This window comes from Desulfotalea psychrophila LSv54 (genome assembly GCF_000025945.1).
In the GTDB taxonomy this organism is placed as follows: Bacteria; Desulfobacterota; Desulfobulbia; order Desulfobulbales; family Desulfocapsaceae; genus Desulfotalea; species Desulfotalea psychrophila.
Genome location: NC_006138.1, coordinates 907,771 through 931,621 on the forward strand (window position 1 = coordinate 907,771; position 23,851 = coordinate 931,621).

The 23,851-nt window shown below is 46.6% G+C and carries 17 protein-coding genes and 2 pseudogenes; 11 read left to right on the plus strand and 8 right to left on the minus strand.

The window, feature by feature from the left end; translation table 11 throughout:
• Positions 1–149: 149 nt before the first annotated feature.
• The 5 genes from DP_RS04115 to trxA form a co-directional block, all read right to left on the minus strand.
• Complete coding sequence (locus DP_RS04115) at positions 150–2,753, minus strand: protein translocase subunit SecDF (RefSeq protein WP_011188051.1); 2,604 nt, start codon at positions 2,751–2,753, stop codon at positions 150–152.
• A 261-nt stretch (positions 2,754–3,014) separates the two neighbouring features.
• Positions 3,015–3,779 (minus strand): nickel pincer cofactor biosynthesis protein LarB, encoded by a 765-nt coding sequence (larB, locus tag DP_RS04120; protein WP_011188052.1) that lies wholly within the window; start codon positions 3,777–3,779, stop codon positions 3,015–3,017.
• A gap of 117 nt (positions 3,780–3,896) precedes the next feature.
• Entirely contained in the window at positions 3,897–4,694 is a 798-nt protein-coding gene (locus tag DP_RS04125) for an outer membrane protein assembly factor BamD (RefSeq protein WP_011188053.1), read from the minus strand.
• Between the two features lie 81 nt (positions 4,695–4,775).
• Positions 4,776–5,711, minus strand: a complete 936-nt coding sequence (gene trxB / locus DP_RS04130; RefSeq protein ID WP_011188054.1) for a thioredoxin-disulfide reductase — start codon at positions 5,709–5,711, stop codon at positions 4,776–4,778.
• Between the two features lie 86 nt (positions 5,712–5,797).
• On the minus strand, positions 5,798–6,124 hold the full coding sequence (gene trxA / locus DP_RS04135) for a thioredoxin (protein ID WP_011188055.1): 327 nt from the start codon (positions 6,122–6,124) through the stop codon (positions 5,798–5,800).
• Between the two features lie 335 nt (positions 6,125–6,459).
• On the opposite strand from trxA, the gene hemL reads away from it, so the two are divergent.
• The 6 genes from hemL to rimO all read left to right on the plus strand — a co-directional run bounded on the left by hemL (position 6,460) and on the right by rimO (position 11,071).
• Complete coding sequence (gene hemL, locus DP_RS04140; protein WP_011188057.1) at positions 6,460–7,752, plus strand: glutamate-1-semialdehyde 2,1-aminomutase; 1,293 nt, start codon at positions 6,460–6,462, stop codon at positions 7,750–7,752.
• 80 nt (positions 7,753–7,832) lie between these two features.
• A complete protein-coding gene (locus DP_RS04145; protein ID WP_049785003.1) occupies positions 7,833–8,075 on the plus strand; it encodes an AtpZ/AtpI family protein in 243 nt (80 codons plus the stop codon).
• A gap of 10 nt (positions 8,076–8,085) precedes the next feature.
• The gene (locus tag DP_RS04150) at positions 8,086–8,508 is read left to right on the plus strand and encodes an ATP synthase subunit I (RefSeq protein WP_011188059.1); all 423 of its coding nucleotides are present in this window, start codon (positions 8,086–8,088) and stop codon (positions 8,506–8,508) included.
• Between the two features lie 8 nt (positions 8,509–8,516).
• On the plus strand, positions 8,517–9,239 hold the full coding sequence (gene atpB, locus DP_RS04155; RefSeq protein ID WP_011188060.1) for a F0F1 ATP synthase subunit A: 723 nt from the start codon (positions 8,517–8,519) through the stop codon (positions 9,237–9,239).
• 97 nt (positions 9,240–9,336) lie between these two features.
• Positions 9,337–9,588: an ATP synthase F0 subunit C gene (gene atpE, locus DP_RS04160; protein ID WP_011188061.1), complete on the plus strand. Its 252-nt coding sequence runs from the start codon at positions 9,337–9,339 to the stop codon at positions 9,586–9,588.
• Positions 9,589–9,739: 151 nt separating this feature from the next.
• On the plus strand, positions 9,740–11,071 hold the full coding sequence (gene rimO, locus DP_RS04165) for a 30S ribosomal protein S12 methylthiotransferase RimO (protein ID WP_011188062.1): 1,332 nt from the start codon (positions 9,740–9,742) through the stop codon (positions 11,069–11,071).
• 53 nt (positions 11,072–11,124) lie between these two features.
• Here the strand turns inward: rimO and DP_RS04170 are convergent, their stop codons facing one another.
• Together DP_RS04170 and DP_RS19110 are read right to left on the minus strand one after the other, a co-directional pair.
• The gene (locus tag DP_RS04170) at positions 11,125–11,412 is read right to left on the minus strand and encodes an HU family DNA-binding protein (RefSeq protein WP_041277610.1); all 288 of its coding nucleotides are present in this window, start codon (positions 11,410–11,412) and stop codon (positions 11,125–11,127) included.
• 458 nt (positions 11,413–11,870) lie between these two features.
• Positions 11,871–12,594, minus strand: a pseudogene (locus DP_RS19110) (pseudouridine synthase).
• Positions 12,595–13,186: 592 nt separating this feature from the next.
• Here DP_RS19110 and DP_RS04180 point away from each other — a divergent pair.
• The 3 genes from DP_RS04180 to DP_RS04190 all read left to right on the plus strand — a co-directional run bounded on the left by DP_RS04180 (position 13,187) and on the right by DP_RS04190 (position 19,191).
• Positions 13,187–13,705: a shikimate kinase gene (locus DP_RS04180; RefSeq protein WP_011188066.1), complete on the plus strand. Its 519-nt coding sequence runs from the start codon at positions 13,187–13,189 to the stop codon at positions 13,703–13,705.
• Positions 13,706–13,776: 71 nt separating this feature from the next.
• Positions 13,777–14,781, plus strand: coding sequence for a type I glyceraldehyde-3-phosphate dehydrogenase (gap, locus tag DP_RS04185; protein WP_011188067.1), 1,005 nt, complete (start codon positions 13,777–13,779; stop codon positions 14,779–14,781).
• A gap of 144 nt (positions 14,782–14,925) precedes the next feature.
• A complete protein-coding gene (locus DP_RS04190) occupies positions 14,926–19,191 on the plus strand; it encodes a PEP/pyruvate-binding domain-containing protein (protein WP_011188068.1) in 4,266 nt (1,421 codons plus the stop codon).
• Here DP_RS04190 and DP_RS04195 read toward each other — a convergent pair.
• Positions 19,184–19,483 (minus strand): ArsR/SmtB family transcription factor, encoded by a 300-nt coding sequence (locus tag DP_RS04195; protein ID WP_041278328.1) that lies wholly within the window; start codon positions 19,481–19,483, stop codon positions 19,184–19,186. The two genes, DP_RS04190 and DP_RS04195, sit on opposite strands and share 8 nt — an antisense overlap.
• Before the next feature lie 382 nt (positions 19,484–19,865).
• Here DP_RS04195 and acs point away from each other — a divergent pair.
• Both acs and DP_RS04205 read left to right on the plus strand, forming a co-directional pair.
• Positions 19,866–21,861: pseudogene (gene acs, locus DP_RS04200) on the plus strand (acetate--CoA ligase).
• A 262-nt stretch (positions 21,862–22,123) separates the two neighbouring features.
• A complete protein-coding gene (locus DP_RS04205) occupies positions 22,124–23,470 on the plus strand; it encodes a sodium-dependent transporter (RefSeq protein WP_041277611.1) in 1,347 nt (448 codons plus the stop codon).
• The last annotated feature ends 381 nt before the right edge of the window (positions 23,471–23,851 follow it).

The following is a 23,851-nucleotide window of genomic DNA, read 5'->3' on the forward strand; positions in this document are numbered from 1 at the left end:
GTATTGATTTATGCGTTGAGTTAGGGGATGGGTTGTAATCCGTGGAGGCTTTTCTGCTAGCAACTGGGTAGGCAGGAAGCTGTGCTTATAAATATGGCCCCTCCTGCTAGGACTTCTGCTGGCAGGAGGGGCATTGTTAAAAGAGTAACCTAAGCCTTTTTCTTTATGGTTAACAGAGGACTTGCAATAAAGATAGAGGAGTAGGTTCCAACGATGATACCAATAAGCAGGGTAAAGGAAAAATCGTGAATTACCGGGCCACCCATAAGGAAAAGAACAAGGAGGACGAGAACCGTGGTCAGGGAAACAATAATTGTTCGACTGATAACCTGATTTACACTGTTGTTAATGATAGAGAAAAAAGAGTCGTGTTTATCGGCTTTTTGGGTGTTTTCTCGAATACGATCAAAGACAACAACGGAGTCATTAAGCGAGTAGCCTGCCAGGGTTAGCAGGGCCGTGACAATAAGCAGGGTGATCTCTATATTCATCAGCCAGCAAAGACCGAGTACCACTAAAACATCGTGGAAGGTTGCAGCGGCTGCCGCAAGTCCAAAACGAAAGTCAAATCGCAGGGCGAGGTAGAGAATAACACCAACCATGGATATGACGATGGCGAGGATTGCCTTGTCTCGTAATACGGCACTGACCGATGAACCGATTTCAGATTGGCTTTCAAGGGTGAAGGTCTTATCGGTTATTTTGCTACCGAGAATCTTATCAGCTTGTTCGCTCAAGTTGGCAACGGTCTCATCGGACTTTTTCAACTTGATCATGAGCTGATGTTCGTTCTCTACCTCCTGCAGGTTTGCTCCTTCAAGAGGGGTACCTTTGAAGGCATTACGTACTTCAGACATGGAAAAGTCACTGCTTACCTTGTACTGCAATAATGAACCACCGGAGAAATCAACACCAAGGTTGGCGGCACCACGGCCAATTTGAATAACGGCAAAAAGGCCAATGATCACCATGACAGTAGATATGGTAAAGGAGATCTTACGCAGGCTGAGATAGTCAATTGATGGTCTCTTCACCAGCTCCATGAATTTCAGGGTCTTCATTGGTCTGATGGAGTTGATTGTTTCAAACATGGTGCGTGAAAAGAAGAGCGCTGTGAAGAGGTTGAAGATAATACCCAGGGAGAGGGTAATGGCAAAACCTTTAATTGGGCCTGTTCCAAAGAGGAAGAGGGCCATTGCTGTAATAAGTGTTGTTACCTGGGAATCGACAATGGTCCAGAAGGCCTTATCGAATCCTGCATTAATACTTGCCCGTACAGATTTTCCGAGGGTGTACTCATCACGCATTCGTTCAAAGATGAGGACGTTGGAATCGACGGCCATACCAATGGAGAGAATGATACCTGCAATGCCCGGTAGGGTAAGGGTGGCATTGAGAATGGCAAGCCCGGTGAAGAGGAGGAGGATATTGAGGAAGAGGGCTGTGTTGGCTATAACACCGGAGAGACGGTAGTAGATGGCCATGAAGATCAAGACCAACAGGGTGCCAAAGAGACCAGAGTAGAGACCCTTGTTAATAGAGTCCTGGCCAAGACTTGCGCCTACTGTGACATTTTGGATAATATCAACCGGTGCAGGCAGGGCTCCAACACGGAGGACAATGGCCAGATCGGCCGCATCTTCGTGGCTGAAGGAGCCTGAAATTTGCGCGGACCCGCCGATAATTCGTTCCCTGATAACGGGGGCAGAGCGAACAACATTATCCAGGACAATGGCCATTCTACGCCCAACATTCTGTTCGGTGATTTTGGCAAAGACTCGGCCGCCACGACCTGTCATGTCCAGACTGACATAGGGTTCGTTAAAGGTGCCGCCAATACGTACCTGGGCATCTTTGATCATGTCACCGGTCATCAAAACCTTGTTTTCAAGCAATAGGGGGGTGACGATCTCTTTGCCTGTTTTAGGGTCTATGTCTTTTTCAAAATAAATTGAAGTCCCTTCGGGCAGAAGAGATTCAATAGCGCGATTAAGCTTTACTGTATCCTCACCATCCTGCCACTTCTTTGTATCCCGGGCCTGGTTGATGATCTGTCTGAGATTAACACCTGGGGTGTCGGAAACTACTTTAAATTCAAGTTGAGCTGTATCGCCGAGGAGTTTAAGTGCTCGTTTTGGATCCTTGACCCCGGGAAGTTGGATGACGATCTCATCGTTGCCCTGGCGGATGATAACAGGTTCGGCAACACCAAATTGATCGATACGGTTTCTGATGATCTCAAGAGACTGGTTGACGGCATTATCGTAAATAAAATCTTTCTTCTCTTGGGTGAGAGTAAGGGCTATGCGGGGAAAAGAGCCCTCCTTGTTATCAATGCGAACATTGATGTTAGGGAATTCACTGTCGATGATAGTTTTTACTTTGCCTATTGCGCTGGCGTTGGGCAGGGTGAAGACAATGGTGTCTGCTTGGCCCGAGGGGGTGCGTACGGCACTTATAGACTCTTCTGCCAGGGTGTCCTTGAGGTCGTTGGCTGCAAACTGGAGGGCATTTTCTTCAGCCTTGGGCAGGTTGACCTTGAGGACGAGATGCATGCCACCCTGAAGATCAAGTCCTAACCTCAGTCCTTCAGGTGCCATATATTTCTTCCACCAATCAGGCGTTGAAGAATAGAAGGAGGGCATGAGCGTGATACCAGACATGCAGACCAGGCAAAAAAGGAGGACAAGTTTAATTTTTAATTTCGATTTCATCGGTAACCTTGCGGATTTCTTTTTTATATTTGGCGTCATGCATAAGTGAAAGAAACCACTTATACCTTGTCATACCATGGGGGGTATGCGCAACAGGCACGCAACAATAATGAGCGATCTAGAATGATTCTCCAAACCTTACGATTATACTCTAAAGCCTAAATCTTGCAAGTTTATGACTAAAAAATATCGAGAGAAACTGTGCCCTTGGGATTTTGTTTCTGAGGTGTTTGAGGGAAAATGGGAAATGACCAGACAGGACAAAGCTTATCTGTCTGTTTCTCCGTGGTAAAGAGGCGGTCATCCCGTGGGGTTTTGCCTGTTGATGGAAAAGGCCATGCAGGCAGCGCCAAAGCCGTTGTCTATGTTGACCACGGCAAGGCCAGGTGCACAGCTATTGAGCATGGTAAGGAGGGCAGATACGCCGCCAAAACTTGCTCCGTATCCCACGGAGGTGGGAACGCCAATAATGGGGGCAGTGCAGAGACCGCCGACAACGCTTGCCAGGGCCCCCTCCATGCCTGCAACGACAATAATAACAGATGCCTGGGAGATTACCTCTCTGTGGAGAAGGAGGCGATGGAGTCCTGCTATGCCAATGTCATAGATGGTTTTAACCGGAGAGCCAAGTGCCTCCAGGGTGACTCGTGCCTCTTCGGCCACGGGGATGTCCGAGGTGCCGGCGCAGAGGATGAGAGCCTCTCCTCGAAAAGAAGGAGCTGTAGCTCTTCTTTCAAGACAGGTCAGCATGGATGCCCGCTCATGATAGTGGCATTCGGGTAGAACCAGCTGTACCTGTTTTGCCTTCTCTCTCTCTACTCGAGTGGCGATAACAGGCCCGCCTGTCGCTATCTGGGCCCTGGCAATGGTTATGATCTGTTCAACACTTTTTGCTGCGCCGTATATCACCTCGGGGATGCCCGTTCGTATTTCTCTCTGATGGTCGATGCAGGCATCTTTGACCCGTTCTGCGGGGAAATCTTTCAGCTCTTTGAGGGTTTGCTCAAGGCTATTTGTACCATCCTGCAAGAGACCGAGTATTTCAGTGAGGAGATGAGGGTTCATGGTGTGCTCTTATCGTGTGGAGAAGGGTTCTGGTGGATGAGTCCAGTCATTGCCTTAAGAGAAGAGGGGGCGGCTTAGGCCCCCCCTCCTCTCAGACTGGCTTTGTCGTAGGAGTCTTTAGCGATTGGGCTCGGTGTTAATCGTATTGTCCTCATCGTCGGCGACCTTAGTCCAATCGGGCAACTTAAAGTCAGGAAACCAAGAGAAAAGAGGGCGACGCGGTGGATTGCCAGCCTGTATTTCTGCCAGAATCTTCTCTGCCTTGGGGATTACATTGGTATTTGGGTAGGCGGTGATAAGGTATTCCAAGCGGGTCTCTGCCTGTTCGTATTTTTCTGTTCTCAGATAAAATTCAATGACGGCAAATTCATGATCTGCCAGGAATGAAATTGCCTCTGCAATATTTTTTCTGGCGTTGGTAGTATAGGGCGAATTGGGGAATGCCCTGAGTAGTTGGCTGAAGAAATCGACAGCCCTGCGGGCAACAATGGGGTCCCGGTCAATACGATCAATTTGTTTGTAATTAGACATGCCCTTTTGGTACATGACGTAGGGAATCGCCTCATTAGTTGGGTGACGATCCTCAAAATCCTGATATTGAGCAAGGGCTTCGGGGTATTTATCCATATAGTAATTACAGTCGGCAGCCTTGAGCTCTGCAAGTGGGGCTTCGGGGCTAAATGGGTATTTTTCAAGAATTTCTTGAAAATAGGAGATAGCGCCAAAATATTTTCCGACATTGTAATCTTCCATACCTTTTATGATCAGGTCGTTAGCAGGAAATTCAAGGTCAGGTTTTTCGTAGGTGATATCAAACATTGATTTCATGTCGGCGCAACCACCTAGAAGAGACATGGCAATGATAATGATGGCAAAGCTGTGCAGAGATTTTCTCACAAAATGTATTCCGTTCATTTTTTATTCCAAGAGGGATTGGTCTATGATGGCTGTTTTCGTCTTCCGGCGATCAGGCTACTTGCAGGAAGACGAAAAGAATCACTTGAGGTTGTTGAGGTATTCTTCGGCAGCCAGTACAGCTACAGCACCTTCACCCGCCGCGTTAATTACCTGACGGACATCTTTGCTAATGATATCTCCTGCTGCCATAACACCGGGAACCGATGTACGGGTCTCGATGTCAACGGGGATAAAACCCCATTTGTCGGCCTGTAGCTTTTCAAGGGGCAGGCAGCTGTTTAGGGGAGTAATACCCACAAAAATGAAGATGCCATGGGCATTAAGGGTTGATTTATTACCATCTTTATCGATCAGCTGGATTCTTTCAACACCGTTTTCGCCTTCAATGGCCGTCACTTGAGAGTTCCAGATGAACTCAAGTTTCTCATTGGCCAGGGCAGATTCCTGCAGGACCTTTGTCGCCCGTAGTTCTTCGCGCCTGTGGATAACCGTTACCTTGCTAGCAAACTTTGTCAGATATTCAGCCTCCTGAATTGCGGTGTTTCCACCACCAACAACGGCAACCTCCATATTTCTGTAAAACGGCGCATCGCATGTGCCACAATAGGAGACACCCTTGCCTCGCATCTCTTCTTCTCCAGGCACCTTGAGGGAATTTGCCCGGGCACCGGTACAGATGACCAAGGTGTCGAAGGTAATTGTCTGGCCATTATCGAGTTTGAGGGATTTTTTCTTTGGATCATCGAGGTTGACGGAGAGGACCTCCGCCATAAGGCTGTTGAGATCAAATCTCTTGGCCTGGGCAGACATCTTTTCAATAAGATCAAAGCCGGAAATTCCGTCGGGAAAGCCAGGGTAGTTATCAATCCAGTCGGTAAGAAGTACCTGTCCGCCGTGTGCACCTCGTTCAATCAGCACATGGTTAAGGCGAGCCCGGGCTGCGTAGAGTCCTGCGGATAAACCAGCTGGCCCGCCGCCGAGTATTACCAATTCGTAATGTGTAGTTTGTTCCATAGGAAAATCACTTGCTAAAGGAAAAAGAACATCTCTGTCCTGGGCAGAGGATTACCTTTGTTCAGGACAGAGTGAATAAATGGATTTTATAGAGCCTTGTTGCAGAGATCAACCAACTGTGTTTTACCAACTGCGCCGGTGAGCTGATCTATGGCCTCGCCATCTTTGAAGAGAATGATGGTTGGGATTGCCCTAATGCCATATTTGCCAGGAGTGTTAGGGTTGTCATCAACGTTCATCTTGGCAATGGTGACTTTTCCATCAAATTCGTTAGCGAGGTCTTCAATGACAGGGCCAATTGCCTTGCAGGGACCACACCATGGGGCCCAAAAATCAACCAAAGTTGGTTGGCCTGAGCTGATTAATGTATCAAAATCTCCATCATTAACCTGCTGGACTTTTTCTGATGCCATTGTGTTCTCCTTGTTTTGGTTAAATGAGTGTGTGTAATTTTTATATAAAAAGCTGAAATATTAAAAATATAGACGATTTTACCTTTTCATCCTTTCTCTTACAAGTAAATAGTGAAGAGCTGAAATAGGCAAGTAATTGTGAAAGTTTGTGCTTTATTTTTAACCCTGTACAAATTCCTACCCTGCTCATTCTTGACAAGAAAATCAAGTGCAGGGCCTGGAGTAAAAGAAAAAACTGTGGCGTGATATGTTGAGCGTTGTATTTTGTCCTAAAGTTTTTTAATTCAAAAGAATAAAAATTCCGTGTCCTTTTTTGGGTATGGTGAGGAGATAGTATGGAGTCGTTGAAATCAAAAAAATTATTTGCAGAAGCCAAAAAAGTTATCCCCGGTGGGGTAAACAGTCCTGTTCGAGCCTGTCTCTCTGTTGGTTGTGACCCACTCTTTATAGAGCGCGCCGAGGGGAGTTATATTTACGATGCTGATGGGCAAAAGTACCTTGATTTTGTCAACTCCTGGGGGCCAATGATCATGGGGCATGCCCATCCGGATATAATCAAAGCCATACAGGATGCGGCGGTGTATGGCACCAGTTATGGTGCCCCGACCAGTTCTGAGGTTGATCTCGCCTCCATGGTTGTTGAGGCTGTGCCGTCCATTGAGAAGGTGCGTTTTGTCAGCTCTGGTACCGAGGCGACCATGAGTGCGGTTCGCCTTGCCCGTGGCTATACAGGTAAAAATGTTATTGTTAAATTTGATGGCTGTTATCATGGTCATGCCGATTCTTTTTTAGTTAAGGCCGGTTCCGGTGTCCTGACCCTTGGTATTCCCGGTAGTCCCGGTGTGCCAGAGGATATTGTTAAAAACACCATCTCAATTCCCTACAATAGTGTTGAGGCCCTGGAGACAACCCTGCGTGATGCCGATTTGAATATTGCCTGTGTTATAGTTGAACCTGTTGCCGGCAATATGGGTTGTGTGCCGCCAGCTCCGGGATTTCTGCAAAAACTGCGAGAAATTACCGCAGAAGAGGGCATTGTTTTGATCTTTGACGAGGTTATCACAGGCTTTAGACTCTCCTACGGTGGTGCTCAACAATATTATGGGGTTACTCCGGATTTGACCTGTCTCGGTAAGATTATTGGCGGAGGCCTGCCCGTTGGTGCCTATGGTGGTAAGGCCGATATTATGAACAGTGTTGCCCCAGACGGTCCTGTCTATCAGGCGGGCACACTCTCGGGAAATCCTCTTGCCATGGCTGCTGGTAAGGCTGCTCTGAAGTTGCTTCAGCAGGATGGATTCTATGAGGACTTGAACCAAAAATCCGCGGCCTATGCCGATGGTTTGCTTGAGGTGGCCGGGAGAGTTGGGCTACCTATGCAACTTAATCGGGTAGGTTCAGTGATGACCTCATTTTTTACTGCGACGCCTGTCACTGACTTTGAAACAGCAATGAAGGCAGATACCGGACTTTATGGAAGGCACTACAGGCAGATGCTTGATTCAGGTATTTACCTTGCCCCGTCTCAATTTGAGTGCTCTTTCATGTCAAGCACTCATAGCGATGCAGATCTAAAAAGAGCGCTATTAGAGACAGAAAAGTCATTTTCTCTATTGAAAAATGCATGAAAAATCATTGACTTTCAATAGGGGCCATGGTAGGAAAAAGTTCTATAGAAAAAATCTATACCTCTTTAGGAGGTGGATCAATGTCTAACGCAAAAAATGAGTTTGTTCAGTTGCTTGCAAACTACGGTCATGTGGGTTTTACCTTTGTCGCTTGTATTGTTCTTGGTTTTGGTGGTGGAATACTGCTTGATCAAAAGGTTTTTGACGGCAGAACTGCGCCTTGGTTCACCTTTATCGGCTTAGCCTTTGGTATTGTCGCAGGATACAAAACCCTACTGGAAGTCCTCTTTAAAAATAATAAAGAAGCAAATAAAAATGATTAAGAGGGTTTGAGTGGTTGACGATTTAGCAAATTTGCAAAAAATGCAGGTAACGAGTTGGCTGTGTTTGGCTGTGATGACCATAGGGTCTGCTTTTGCGTTTTCTCTCTCTTTTGCGTTGTCTGTTTTTGTTGGTGGTGTTATATCCATCCTCAGTTTTTGGGCCTCGCACACAGACGTTGTTAGGTTTGTGACGGCGTTGACAGAGACTTCTGACCCGGAACAACGTAAAGAGAGGGCCAAGAAGGGCAAGGGTGGTTACTTGCTTAAGTTTTGGATACGAATTGCAATTATAGGTGTTATCTTGCTTCTGCTCATTAAAAGCGGAGAGATTAACATCTTTGGACTAATTTTGGGTTTGTCAACGGTAGTGTTTACGATCACGATTACCGCGGTAAATGTGGTTATGCACTATTTCTTCAGCGGAAGGAGGTAAAAGGAGTTATGGAACATCCGATACTGTTCATTTCAATTATTTTGGAAAAGTTGGGATTGCCTGTGCCACATGGCCCTGTTGGTCAGACGTTTCTAGAAAAAATGTGTGAACCATACATGACTTACACATGGCTTGTTATGGCGTTCCTGTTTTTGGTGTCTAAGTTTACCCTGGGTAATTTAGAAATTATTCCAGGAAAAGGGCAGAATTTTTGGGAAATGATTATTGGTGGTATGGATGATTTCTTTGCCGATAATATGGGCAGGGAGATGGCAGATAAGTTTTTTCCAATGATAGCTACCTTTGCCCTCTATATTGCAGTTGCCAACCTCATTGGTCTGATTCCAGGATTTATGTCTCCCACTGCCAGTATTAACACCACCCTGGCGTTGACTCTTATTGTCTGGGCTACCCATCATGTCATCGGTTTTAAAGAGCATGGTCTTGGTTATTATAAGCATTTTATCGGGCCCATGAAGTGGTTGGTTCCTCTTATGCTACCCATTGAGCTTATCAGTAACTTTGCAAGACTTCTTTCTCTCTCCATTCGTCTCTTCGGTAATATTATGGCGAAGGAAGTATTGCTTGGTATCCTCTTTGGACTTGCAGGTATGTTCTTTGCTCCACTGCCAATTATGGTACTTGGTGTTTTGGTATCGCTTGTCCAGGCAATGGTTTTCGTACTCTTGACAGTTGTATATTTTGCTCAGGCGCAAGAGCACGCGCATTGATAATAAAACGAAGATAATTTCTCTCAATAGGTGAGAGAAACACTTTAGCAGTATAAATAGAAGAAGGCCAAAAAAACTATTTTAAAGGAGAATAAACATGGAAGGTAACATTCAACTCGCTCTTATTTGTGTAGGTGCTGCTCTCTCTATTGGACTTGCCGGTCTGGGTGCTGGTATCGGTATTGGTTCCGTTGGACAGGGCGCTTGTATGGGTCTTGCACGTAACCCAGAAGTTCAGCCTAAATTGATGGTTTTCATGATTCTCGGTATGGCTCTTGCTGAGTCTATTGCTATTTACGGACTCGTTATTTCTTTGATTCTTCTCTATGCTAACCCTCTTTTGGGATAGTCTGAGCGAAATAAGGTCGATTGAGACTGTTGAGGGAGTGTGGGTTTTTTTACCTGCACTCCCTTTTTTTGTTTGTTGTACATTGGGATAATCGTGCTTAAATATTTTCTGTCTTTTTGTTTAAGCTAATATCTCTTAAGGGGAGTATACGATGAAGTTTCATTTAATAAGTCTTGGCTGTGCTAAAAATCTTGTGGATTCAGAGGTTGTTCTCGGCTGTTTGCGGGATGCCGGTTGGGAGATGACAGATGAGCAAGATGCTGATCTTTTGCTGGTCAATACCTGCGGTTTTATTCAGCCTGCCGTTGAAGAGGCCGTGGAAGAAATTCTTGCCTTGGTGGATATTAAAGCCGATTTTCCCGAGAAGAAAATTGTGGTTTTGGGTTGTTTGGTGCAGAGATATAAGGAGCAACTCCTTGAGTCACTGCCGGAGGTGGATCTCTTTGTGGGCACCGAGGGTGTAGCGAATATTGCCGAGTATGTTGGCAAGCTTATAGCTGGTGAGGAGCAGGATAAGGTTATTATGCCGACTGAGTTTCTGATGACGGCCAAGGTGCCTCGTCAGCAATCCACTCCATTTTTTCGGGCCTGGGTAAAGATTACCGAGGGCTGTGATAACCGCTGCTCCTACTGTATGATCCCATCTATTCGTGGCCCACTGAGAAGTCGCTCCGTGGCAGATGTGCTTGAAGAGGTGCAGGCAATGGTGGCCAGTGGCGTGCAGGAGATATCTCTTATTGCCCAGGATCTTACCGCCTATGGTGATGATCTCGGTGACGATGTCAATTTGCTTGTTCTTTTAAAAGAACTGCTTGCTAAAACATCTGTTCCCTGGATTCGTCTGCTCTATCTCTATCCCTCAGAGCTTTTGGATGAGCTGTTGCAGCTTATGGCCGCCAATCCTCGAATTGTTAAATATCTTGATATTCCTATCCAGCATGTCAATGATCGTGTCTTACACTTGATGAACCGCCCTTATGGAAGGGCAGATCTAGAGGAGTTTGTGGATAAGGCCCGTGCTCATATGCCTGATATTGCCCTGCGCACAACCTTTCTTGTCGGCTTTCCTGGTGAAACAGAAGAGGAGTACGCTGAGATTGGAGAATTTCTCAGGGTGAGGAAACTTGATCATGTCGGTGTCTTTCCCTACTCAAATGAAGAGGGCGCACCTTCCGAGCATTTTCCGGATCAGGTGGATGATGAGATCAAGGAGAGTCGCTGTGCCCGTTTATTAGAGCTGCAACAGGAGCTTTCCACGGAGATCCAAAAGAAGTATGTGGGTACTGTGCAGAAGGTACTGGTAGAGGGGGTGAGTGAGGAGACTGATCTACTGCTTGAGGGACGAACTCAGTACCAGGCAGCAGATGTTGATGGCCGTGTCTATATTAATGAGGGCCAGGTTGTTGCAGGTGAAATTGTTGACATACTGATAACAGATTCGCAACAGTATGATCTCGTTGGCGGTGTTGTTAGCGTGGAGTAAACTGCCGCCAGTAAAATGTGATAGGATGAATTCACCCTATCACATTTCTGCTCTTATTTCTTTCGTTTGAGATCGACCTGCTCTCGTAGGTCTTTTCCTACCTTGAAAAAGGGGAGCTTTTTTGGCTTCACCTTGATTTTTTTTCCTGTTTTTGGGTTACGTCCTTCGTAGGATTCGTATTGTTTTACGACAAAGCTACCAAAACCACGTATTTCTATGCTGTCACCCTTTGCCAGGGCTTCTGTCATGGTATCAATTACGGTATTGGTGATAGCAGCAGCCTCGCGGTGGGGTATATTGACGTCTTGAGACAAAGCCTCTATAAGTTCTGACTTGTTCATGTTTTCCTCCGAGTTAGAGAGTTCTCTGGTAGCTGTCGAGTAACTCCTAGAGATAGTGTGATATTTACTCTGCGGCACTAAAGAAATGATATCACTTTCAAAAATAAAAAAGGAAGTTTTTTCTGAAAAACAATGAGATAAAGGTTGTTTTTTATAAGAAAGAAAAAACTTATACTACAATGTGGTACCTCGAAGTGCGAATAGATACCACATTGTCTGTTATTGCGCAAACTTCATTGTAATTGTGTGCGCTTACAGGGCATTGTCTCTCGGGGGATTCCGGCCAATCAATCCCGGCACTAGGAAAAAAATATCCTTACTTTGTCCTGAGACAGACTCCGACATCGTAACGACTCGGAGCCATGTTCTGTCTGGATCCTATTCGAAAATTTTATCTAACATGGCCAAATAACAATGATAAAACATTAACTATCTTTTATCTCTTGTAAATAGGAGGGTTAGCTTTTTTTTGCGAAGATTAAATTTATTTCGGTGGGAGAAAGCCTTTTGAATTGGCCAGTTGCCAGTGTTTGCAGTTCCAGCTTACCGTAGGCGATCCGTTTGAGGTGGTTAACAGGGTGGCCAATAGCGGCAAACATTTTTTTAACCTGATGCTTGCGTCCTTCGTGGATGGTGATGGCAACCTTGGTGCTATGTTTTTTTTGTGAGAGAATCTTTACCCTTGCAGGAGCGGTTGGCTTTCCCTCCAAAAGGATACCCTGTTCAAGGCGCTGCAGTTTGGCCCTTGAGGGGGTGCCGCTGAGGTCAGCCTCATAGGTTTTAAAGGTTTCGTAGCTGGGGTGGCAGGGTCTTTTGGGCAAGATCGCCATCGTTGGTGAGGAGGAGAGCACCCTCCGTGTCAAAGTCAAGTCGACCCACGGGGAAAACTCTCTCATTAATGCCATGGAGAAGATCGGTTACCACCGGACGTCCCTGTGGATCTGATAGGGTTGTAACATATCCCTTTGGTTTATTGAGCAGGTAGTAGACCTTTTGCTCTTCTTCCTTAACCAGTTTGCCATCAACGGTAATCTTGTCGATGTCTGGAGTTATTTTTGTGCCAAGGATGAGGACTGTTTCACCGTTAAGGGTGACCCGGCCATCAAGGATGAGCTGCTCCGCTTTGCGACGGGAGCAGATGCCGGAGGCGGCTAAAAATTTTTGCAGGCGAACTGGAGACATAATATTATAGGACTTGATTGTTGATGGGGGGCGATGGGTGAGAGTGCTTTTTTCTATCTTGCAAAAAATCTTCGTGATATTCATCTTCACTGAGATGGTGCGCAACACGAGGGCTATTTGATCAAATGCCTGATTGATCTCTTTACTGTTGAGTCGTGCAGAGAGGAGGTCGGCAAACTCTTTTCTACCCAGTAGTTGCAGAAGGTTGGAAAAAGAGATGCGGTCGAGCTTTTCGCTGAGGCCGAAACAGATTTGAGGTGTATCAGGGAGCATAGTCAATCCTATCATATTGAAGTTATTTCATAATAGACCTTTTTTTTGCAGAAGGCATTCATTTTTTAAAGTGTTGCCTTTCGCAGGAGCTGGGCCTGGGGTGCCGGGGCTCATTCCTCAATGAAAGAACATGTGCTACAATAATTTTTGAGAGCCCGCTTTTTTCTGCGCTAGAGGAGGAGTAATATATTTCTTTTCTCACAATCAGTCAATATTGTTAGAATGTCATGTGAAAACTATTTTATAAGAAATCTGAGCATATGGGGCTGGGCTTAGGGGTTAGGAGATTTTTCTATTAAGAATAAAGGGCTATGTTAAAATGATTTTTCTTGTTGGTTATAGGGCAGTTGGCAAGACAACCCTGGGGAAAAAGCTCGCCAGGGAAATAGGCGCTGACTTTGTTGATCTTGATCGGTATATCTGTGAGGCAGCGGGGAGAACGGTTGAGGAGATAGTGGCAGTTGAAGGTTGGCAGGGGTTTCGCCTGCGTGAACGGGAGGCAATGCTTGCCGTTGCTGCTGAGGAGAGGCATCTTGTGGTGGCCACGGGTGGTGGGGCAGTTCTTCACCAGGATCTTTGGCCTATGTTGAAAAAAAAGGGGTTTGTTGTCTGGCTTACAGCAGAACAGGGGACATTATGTAAAAGGCTTTCGCGCAGGGCTCAGGATCCCGGTCGTCCCTCACTAACTGGGCAAGAGATGAGTGCAGAGGTGGAGAAGGTTTTAAGGGAGCGCCTGCCTCTCTATGATGCTGTTGCCGATGTTTCTGTGGCGACGGATCGACTATCAATAGTTGATGCCATCGAGCAGGTTCTTGATTATTATAGGAAAACTATTTGAATTTGTGCCGAATAAATAATTAATATGTGTGCTTTTCCAGGGACTTCCAAGCAAAAACAGGAGATAGTATTATGACAATAAAGATTGGCATCAATGGTTTTGGACGTATTGGACGTAATATCTTTCGGGCACTGAGCAAGGATGAGGCATTTGCCGATATAGAGATCGTTGCAATCAATGACCTCAGCGATAATGCTACTCTTGCTCATCTCTTGAAGTACGATTCTATTATGGGGGTCTATGACAGAGAGGTGGGGAGCGACGCTGATGGCATTATTGTTGATGGAAGGCATATAGCTGTTTCAAGTCATCGAACTCCTGCAGACATTCCCTGGGGAGAGGTGGGTGCTGACTATATTGCAGAGTGTACCGGTATTTTTCGTGATGCCGAGTCTGCTCAGGGCCATATTGATGCCGGGGCCTCTAAGGTAGTTATCTCCGCTCCTGCCAAGGGGGCTGTTAAGACCATTGTTATGGGCGTTAATGAGGATGAGTATGATGCAACTCTTCACCATATTGTCTCCGCTGCCTCATGTACCACAAACTGCCTGGCCCCCTTTGCCAAGGTGATTCTTGATAATTTTGGTATATCTCGTGGCCTGATGACTACCATTCATGCCTATACGGGCGATCAGCGCCTGTTGGATTCTCCTCATGCTGACCCTCGCAGAGCCCGGGCCGCAGCCCTCTCTATGATTCCTACCAAAACAGGCGCTGCCGCGGCGGTATCTCTGGTCATTCCTGAACTGAAGGGGAAATTTGATGGTCTTGCCGTACGGGTTCCCACCGCCAATGTCTCTTTGGTTGATGCTGTGATGGAGGTCGAGAAGGAGACAAGCGTGGCAGAGGTGAATCAGGTCTTAAAAGAGGCTGCTAACCGATATCTTGGTTATACTGATCTGCCCCTTGTTTCCATTGACTTTCAGGGGAATCCCCACTCTTCAATCATCGACGCCCAGTCCACCAAGGTAATTGGCAAAAGCGTCAAGGTGATGAGCTGGTACGACAATGAGTGGGCCTATTCTAACAGGATGCTTGATCTGATACTGCATATGGATGCCCGTAGGGCCCTGTAAGTCGGTAGGTGGGGATAAATCTTTTAGGGGGAGGCACTGGCTGGTGACCTTCCCTTTTTTTTGTTTTATGAGAGTGCTATTTTCCCTGTACTCAGGCCTCTCCGCTACCCCTATAAAAAATTGTTACTCTTCTTAGGTATAACTATGGATCGTCATGATGTTGGTCAGGTTTTGCAGTCCGATGCCCTGAAGGCAAACCTTCTGGAAACGGCAGGCACTGTTGAAATTGATAGTGAATTACTGCTACTTCTCTCAGCTGTAAAGAAGTATCGGGGTCTTCATAAGACTTTGGAAAAGTTGCTCTATGAAATTTGTCATCCTTTTCGAAACTGGAAACTTATTCTTCCCCAGTTTCGAAGTTATACCCTGAAGAATACAGGGCATTATTTAAAGGATGAGTCCGGTCCAGAGGCAGTAGGGCTTTTTGCCCGTCTGTTTTTTGAGGCCATAGAGGATGTGCGTCGAGATCCCGTCCTGCTTGCTCAGGCAGTGGCGGCTCTGCTTATCTGGCTAGAGAAGCTGGCAAAGGATTTACCTGAGGGGAGGCAAGAGGCGTTTGAGCCTGTCCTGACCGATATCTTTTCCCGCCTCACTCGTTTTGATGAAGAGGATGAGGCCGCGATGATGCAGATGGTTTATGGCCAGTGTTCTCTGGCGGGGTTGGTTCGTGCCCGCCTGAGCTCTTCTGAGACGGAGGGGGCGGATTGCTCTTCCCTGGTCAGGCTCTATGAGATGGTTTTACACAGGACCTATGCCTACTGGCTCTTGGAAGATGATCCCCTCCAGTGGTTTTTGATGAGATGCAAGATGGTTGCCAATGATCTTACTGCAAGGGAGACGTTTAAAGATATCTCCCATCTGTCCATGCAGTCGCGCTTGACTGAACTCAAGCGTATTCGTCAGGAAACAGCAGGTGTCGCGACCCTCAGGGCCATGCTAGGACTTGCCTCTCATATTGATATTGTTCGTTTTTATCGGGCGATCCCCGATAAGCTTGCCGAGTTAGATATCGTCTCCGACTGTTTCGCTAAAGAGGATGCGGCAAGTTCTAATTTTAACGAAAATAGAAAGATCCTCTTTCTCTTTAAAATAATGGATACAGAGGGGCTACATCTTGTCCACGAAGAAACCCTCCGGGAAATTAACAGAAGCCTGGTTCAGTTAATTCGCCAGCAGACCTTTGAGGAGATTGAAGAGTTTCTTTTGGCAACTTTTGAACTGTTGGAGGTCAATGTAAGGAAGTACCCACATACCTCTCTGCAGTGTATTCAGGTTTTGGGTGGTGAGGTCTTTGACCGGAGCAACAGCCGCATGGTGGAGGCATTTTTGTGGGGAGTGGTTCGCTTTGGCTTTCAGCATGCCAATGTCGTTGGGGTGGATGAGAATTGGCAACCTCTGACTAACCCTGCCCATCTGGCCAATATTCGAGTGTGGTTGCATTTAATCATGCGGGAGCCAAAGTGGTGTGCGACCCTCTTTTCTGCCCTTATCATTCATATTAAACTTTCGGGCACCTGCATTAAGGATACGGATCTTTTTCAGCGTGATATTACCGAGCTACTTAACCATCCCATTAAGCCCGTCTATAATCTCTGCAAACAGTTCGCCAAGCTTATGCCCGTTTTTTTTAATGAGATAGGATCTGAAGGGGAGTTACGCGATGTCTCTACAGAACTTGATGAGATGCATCGGCGAAAAGATGTCCTTATTCACTTTCTGAGAAAGCAGGGGCATGTGGAGAGTTCCAATCTTATTGTCGATTTTATTAAGGCAATTTTTCTTTTCTGGCAGACAAAGGACAAGAGTAAATTACAGCCTCATGTTCCGGATGAGGTCTATGTCCAGGTCTCTTCCGAGGGACGATATGTTGATGAAGCACATAGGCTTACCCTGCGATTGTGGCAGGAGCAAAATCTGAAAAATGTCTCCGACCTTCTTGGTGTTGATGAGGAGACGATGGCGGAGTTTTTGCTTCGTCAGCAGGATATTGATCCCCGTGAGGTGCGCCGTTTTGAGCTGTTGGTTCGTATGTTTAAGTTGCTCCATGCCAAGTATCAGCTGAGCTTTCAGGATTTGCGTCCAGAACTTCTTGCCGCGGCCAAGAACGGTTTTCCGCAAATGAGAGACCTGCTCGATAGGCTTGATCAGAAGGATGTTCGGCAAAGTTTGTCGGCTCTTTTGCAGAGCCTGCTTGCCCTTAAGGAGATTATCCTCTCCGAGGAGAGTTTTGAGGCCCGGGAGGATATTTACTATAAGAGGCATATTGCCGTAGATATTCCATCTGTTTATGGTCGCTATAAGGAGCGTAAGTTTGACGCCCTGAGTCTCTCCTTTCGTCTGGAGAATCATGCCAACATCTATCTGGAAAAATTGGCCGGCACCATCAACCTGGCCATGATCACTCAGGCAACTTTTTATGATATTATTGGCTGCCTGAAGCTCTATATTCAGGCCCTCAGTGTCGACGGTATCAGCTCTCGTAAATTGGTGACCAGTCTCTCTCTGCTTAAAAACTCGCTTAAGGTACGGCGTTTTTCCTATACCCAGTATCTGGATATCTTTAAGGGGATGTCCGAGGGGGTAAAGGATATTATCTATGCCTTTTACACAAATATCCATCAGAACAATCTCTCTATCATTATTCCTCAGCTGAGTCGAGAAGAGGTGATGCAGAAGTATAGATCGCTCTATGATGAGGATATGGGCATCTCTGTTCATCGGGTTTCCGAGGCCTTTTTGCGTGAGCTTATCTCTTCAACATTTGGCCTGCAACATCTGGATAATTTTATTTTGCAGATTCTTGCTACCCTTGAAAATCAGCGGGAGATGCTTTCGGAGAGAAATCTTGATCTGCTTATGACCTACAATCCCAATAGGGCTATTTCTGAGCTGCACAATCCTAATCCTCTTGCCAGTAATCTCATCTATCTTGGCAATAAGGGCTTTAATCTGGCAACCCTTGCCGCTGATAATAAGCCCATTCCGCCTGCCTTTGTCATTACCACCGAGGTCTTTCGTTGTCGTAATATTGTCTTTGGCTATTCAGAGGCGAGACAGCAGTTTATGGGCAAGATTAGAAGATCGCTGACGGAGTTGGAGGATAGTCAGGATAAGTTTTTTGGCTCATCGGACAGACCTCTGCTTCTCTCCGTTCGAAGCGGTGGCGCCATTTCTATGCCGGGGATGATGGCCACGGTTCATAATGTTGGCTTTAATCAGGAGATTATTCGGGAGTATGCGCGCAAACATGGTGAGGGATATTTTGCCTGGGATAATTATCGTCGCTTTCTTCAGTCCTGGGCAATGATCTGTGATGTTGATCGAGAGGATTTTCAGGCCCTTATGGATTCGGCCAAACAGAGGCACGGGGTGCGCCTTAAACGGGATTTTACCTCGGCGCAGATGGAGGAGTTGGCCCTCTCGTATTATCAACTTGTCTGTGAAAAAGGGGTGGTTATTCCGGATAATCCCTGGTTGCAGCTGGTCGGCGCTATAGAGCTTGTTCTTGATTCCTGGCACACGACCAAGGCAACTGATTATAGGAGGGTTATGGATCTCTCTGAATCCTGGGGGACAGCCGTTATTGTCCAAACCATGATATATGGTAATAAGAGCAGTCGCTCAGGTTCGGGTGTTGTCTTCACCTCTCATCCATATCGTAAGGTGCAGCGGGTGGCCCTCTGGGGTGATTATGCCTATGGTAGTCAGGGGGAGGATATTGTTTCCGGGCTGGTCACCAGTTATGCTATCTCCATGGAGCAGGCCCAGCTTGATGGTCGTTCTGCGGAGAACACCCTGGAACGAAAATTTCCGAAAATATATGCCGAGCTGCTCAGCATGTCACGGGAACTTGTCTACGGGAAGGGGTGGAACCCTCAGGAGATAGAGTTCACCTTTGAGGGAGAGGAGGCTGACCAGCTCTATATCCTTCAATCCCGGGATATGATTACTATCAAGAAGAAGGAACACCTTCAGGTCTTTGAAGAGAGCGTGGCCCTGCAGGAGGCGTATCTGGGCCATGGTGTTGGTGTTTCTGGTTCTGCCCTCTCCGGCTTGGCCGTTTTTACCGAAGAGCATATCGCAGAGATTCGGGCTCGGGATGCAGATGTACCCCTGATTCTTATTCGTCAGGATACTGTGCCGGAGGACATTAAGATTGTTGATCTGGCGGATGGTCTGCTTACCTCACGGGGTGGTCAAACCTCCCATGCCTCCGTGGTTGCGGTGCGTCTTGAAAAAACCTGTGTTGTTGGCTGTCGCAGATTAAAGGTCTTTGAAACTCTGGGCTATTGTGAGATCAGGGGGAAACGGATCCATTTTGCTGATCCTGTCTCTATTGATGGGCGAAGCGGTCAGCTCCTGGTGGGTATTCATCCCATTAAAGAAGAGTATCATATCCTGCCTATTTAGAATTGGTTTGTTCGGGCTGGAAGAATGAGCGGAGATCGATGAGCATTTTTCTAATACGTTTATCGGTAATTGAATTACGGATAAACGTATGATCTCTCTTGGATGTAACAAGGCCCTGAGCCCTGAGTATATTGAGATGCTGGGAGAGATTTGGGTGACTTGTCTGCAGTTGGGCAAGTAATTCCCCTGTGCTGCACTCCCCTTCAAGTAATAGATAGAGGACCTTGAGGCGAATAGGGTGTCCCATTGTCTTGAGGATGGCAGAAGTTGCTTCCAGGTATGTATCTTGCATAAATTGTTGGTTTTGTTTGTTGTTTTTCTTTTTGTCGAGTGTGGCTTTTGCCTGATACCATCTCTTCCTATCCCGTTGGCTATCTTTCTGAGAATAGCTCCTAATTTCCTTTGTAGCAAGATATGGATGACTTAACATAAAAATGTTGGCTTCTTTATAAGGGATATGGTTTATTTATATCAATTTCTTTGATGATTCGTGGGTGGAGTTGTTGGGGCTCTTGAGTAAGCGGAGCTACTTACATTCTGTGAGAAGAGTTAGTAGCTGAAGAAAAACATTGCCTCAACCCATATTTACGATATCAAAAAACATTGAGATGTAGGGATATAGGATAGGGACATTTTTTGTGGGACGAACATTAATTGTAAGAAGAGGGACAATCATGAGTGATATGAAGCCAAAGATTGAGAGCTTGTTGCAAGAGGATCGCCTTTTTGCGCCACCAGTTGCGGGGAAGAGTACAGCCTATATTTCCAGTATGGCAGAATATGAAGAGATTTATAAGCGCTCCATTGAAGATCCGGAAGGTTTTTGGGCGGAACGCGCTGAAGAATTGGTCTCTTGGTCGAAGAAATGGCACACTGTCCTGGAGGCGGATTTTGCTGTTCCCATGGTTAAATGGTTTGATGGTGCGACCCTGAATGCTTCTTATAACTGTTTGGATCGTCATATAGAAAATGGCCTTGGTGATAAAAAGGCCCTTATCTGGCAAGGTGAGCCGGAAGATGACTGCATAGAGTATACCTATAGCGAGCTTCTTGCCGAGGTATGTCGTTTTGCCAATGTCCTGAAAAAAAAGGGGGTTCAGCGGGGTGATAGGGTTTCTGTCTATCTGCCTATGGTGCCAGAACTTACCATTGCCCTTCTTGCCTGTGCCCGGATCGGTGCGGTGCATGCAGTCGTCTTTGCCGGGTTTTCAGCAGCAAGTCTTGAAAATCGTCTCCAGGATTGCGGGGCAAAGGTACTTGTTACTGCCGATGCTGTTCTGCGTGCCGGTAAGACCATTCCCCTCAAGCCCAACGCCGATGAGGCGCTTGAAGAGTGTGATCTGGTTGAGCACTGTATTGTGGTAAAGCGGGCCGGAAATGAGGTCGAGATGGAGGAGGGACGTGATAGCTGGTGGCATGAGGATGTCGCCGCCTCTGATATCAGTGATCAGTGCCTGCCCGAGGAGATGGAGGCAGAGGATATTCTGTTTATTCTCTATACCTCCGGATCCACCGGTCAACCTAAGGGGGTTGTTCACACCACCGGCGGATATCTTACCTACGCAATGCATACCACTCAGTGGGTTTTTGATCTTAAGGGGGATGATGTCTACTGGTGTACGGCAGATATTGGCTGGATTACCGGTCACTCCTATATTGTTTATGGTCCTCTTGGCTTGGGCGGTACCTCTCTTATGTTTGAAGGAGTTCCCTCTTATCCCGATGCTGGCAGGTTCTGGCGAATTGTTGAAAAGTTTAAGGTCTCAATTTTTTATACGGCCCCCACTGTTATTCGGGCCCTGATGCGTTCCGGTACGGATCCGGTTGATCGTTACGATATCTCTTCTCTTCGTGTTCTGGGCTCTGTTGGTGAGCCTATTAATCCAGAGGCCTGGATGTGGTACCATACCCATATTGGCAAGGGTCAGCTTCCCATTGTCGATACCTGGTGGCAGACCGAAACCGGGGCAATTATGATTGCTCCCCTGCCCTACGCTACGCCACTTAAGCCCGGAGCAGCAAGTAAACCTCTGCCCGGTGTTGATGTAGCTGTCCTCAATGAGGAGGGTAAAGAGGTCGGCCCCAATGAGGGTGGACGCTTGGTTATTCGTCAGCCATGGCCGGGGATGTTCCGTGGTGTTTATGGTGATTCGGCCCGGTTTAAAACCAACTATTTTGAGGCTTATCCCGGGGTATACGATGCCGGGGATGGCGTCCGCTGTGATGAGGATGGCTATTACTGGGCGATGGGCCGTCTTGACGGCGGTTATTAATGTTTCGGGCCATAGAATGGGATCGGCCTCAGATAGAATCGGCTCTTGTTGCTGATGTGCGGCAGTGGGTGAGGCGTCAGTTGTGGGTATTCCACATCCTGTTAAGGCTCAGGCTATCTATGCCTTTGTTACCCTAAACAATGGCGTGTAAGAGACCCCTCAGCTTGTGCTAGAACTTCCAGCCCATGTGTGCAGTGGAATTGGACCAAGTGCCTCTCCTGATGTTATTCAGTATGCCCCTGGTCTTCCTAAGACGAGAACCGGTAAGATCATGCGTCGGGTTTTACGTAAAATTGCCGAGGGTGATTTTGATAATTTTGGTGATACCAGTACCCTTGCCGATCCAACGGTGATAGAGAGGTTAATTCAGGGACGGGAAGTAGCAACTGGTAAGTAGTGCAAAAGCAAGTATTACTTAATTTTATTATGCCATATAGGGGGTTTTGTCGAACTTTGTGTGGCATTTTTTTGTTTTTCTTGTAATATCAGGGCCACGTTCATTTATTTATTAAGTAACTGTTTGACATGTTGTGGTTTTTTGTCGAATAATATTATTAGGTTAGGGCGTAATGGTGTTTTTCTAGGGAGACAGTGTGTGGCGTTGCTTACCGGCTTTTACGTCACAATATACTGATATTTTATATGAAAGAGAGGGTGTTATGCGTAATCACTGGAGTGGCAGTATGGGGTTTATCCTTGCTGCTGTAGGATCTGCTGTTGGGCTTGGTAATATTTGGAAGTTTCCGTATATCACAGGAATGAATGGTGGCGGTGCCTTTGTTTTAGTTTACCTGGTGGCTATTTTACTCTGTGGTATGCCCCTGTTGATGGCGGAATTTGCCATTGGTCGTCACTCGCAAAAGGATGTTGTCGGTTCCTTTAGAGATCTGATGCCAAAATCAAAGGGATGGCAGATTGTCGGTTGGTTAAACCTCTCAGCTGCCTTTATCATTCTCTCCTATTACGGTGTTATTGCCGGTTGGACCCTGTTTTACCTCTTTGAAGCGGTAACTAATAATTTCGCCGGTCAGAGCCCAGAGGCAATTGATGCAGTCTTTGGTGGACTTGTTACCAGCCCCACTACTCAGCTTCTCTGTCTGACCTACTTTACCATTCTTGTTGTTATCGCTGTTGCTTCTGGTATCCAGAAGGGTATTGAGCGTTGGAATAAGGTGATGATGCCGACCCTCTTTGGTATTGTTGTTGTTTTGGCCCTCTACTCCCTTACCACTCCGGGAGCAGTGGCTGGTTGGAAGTTTATGCTCTACCCTGACTTCTCCAAGTTGACCATGGGAGGTGTGCTTGAGGCTATCGGTCACTCTTTCTTTACCCTCAGTATTGCCATGGGTATCTTGGTAACCTACGCAAGTTATATGGATAAGAAAGAGAAGATCTTTCCCGTTGCCATCCGGATCGCCTTTCTTGATACCGTTGTGGCCATTGGTGCCGGTCTTGCTATTTTTCCAATCGTATTCTCCTTTGGTATGGAGCCTGGTGCCGGTCCTGGTCTTATCTTTAAGACTCTGCCCAAGGCATTTGCCCAAATGCCCTTTGGTAATGTGTTGGGAACCCTGTTCTTTGTCCTGATGGCCTTTGCTGCCCTCTCTTCTGCTATTTCTCTTCTTGAGGTACTTACCGCTTTTGCCATTGATGAGAAGAAGTATGATCGTAAGAAGGCAACCATTATCATGGCTATTGCCGTCTATATTGCCGGTATTCCCTCTGCCCTTTCCTACTCTACCTTTTCTGATATCACCATTTGGGGTGGCATGCCTATCCTGGATGGTCTTGACCATATGGCAAGTAACTATATGCTGCCAATCGGTGGTCTGTTGATTGCTGTTTATGCAGGTTTTATTGTTGATAAGCGTATTCTGCAGGCAGAGATTACAGAAGATGGTGCTAAGTATGTGAAGGTCTTTAGGGTGTGGTATTTCACCATCCGTTACGTGACCCCCGTACTCGTTTTTGTAGTTTTTCTTAAGAGTGTTGGCCTGCTTGGCTAGTTTTCTCGGCCTCCTCTGTATAAAAGCTCTCAGCCTTAAGGCTGGGAGCTTTTTTTTTGTCCGAAGGGCAGGGGCGAGGGATGGGGGCATGTTGGCAAATGGATGATTTTTGCCCAGGCATGATATGGGGATTAACCTTGTATTTTTAGGCTGTTATTTTATCACCCTGTGCTGGGGCTATTTATGGCAGGCCAGGGGCTGATGGTGGGGAGCTTGCCTGATAAAAATTGAGAAGACATTTGATATATATGCAAAAGTATTGTTTGTATAGCCTCCGCTGCCGGGTGAATCCGAGCCTCTTTGCGCATCCTGACCCTTGTTTTCTATTGGATTTTTTTTGTAAAATTCACGGAGATGCTTGAATGTGACGGCATAACGGGT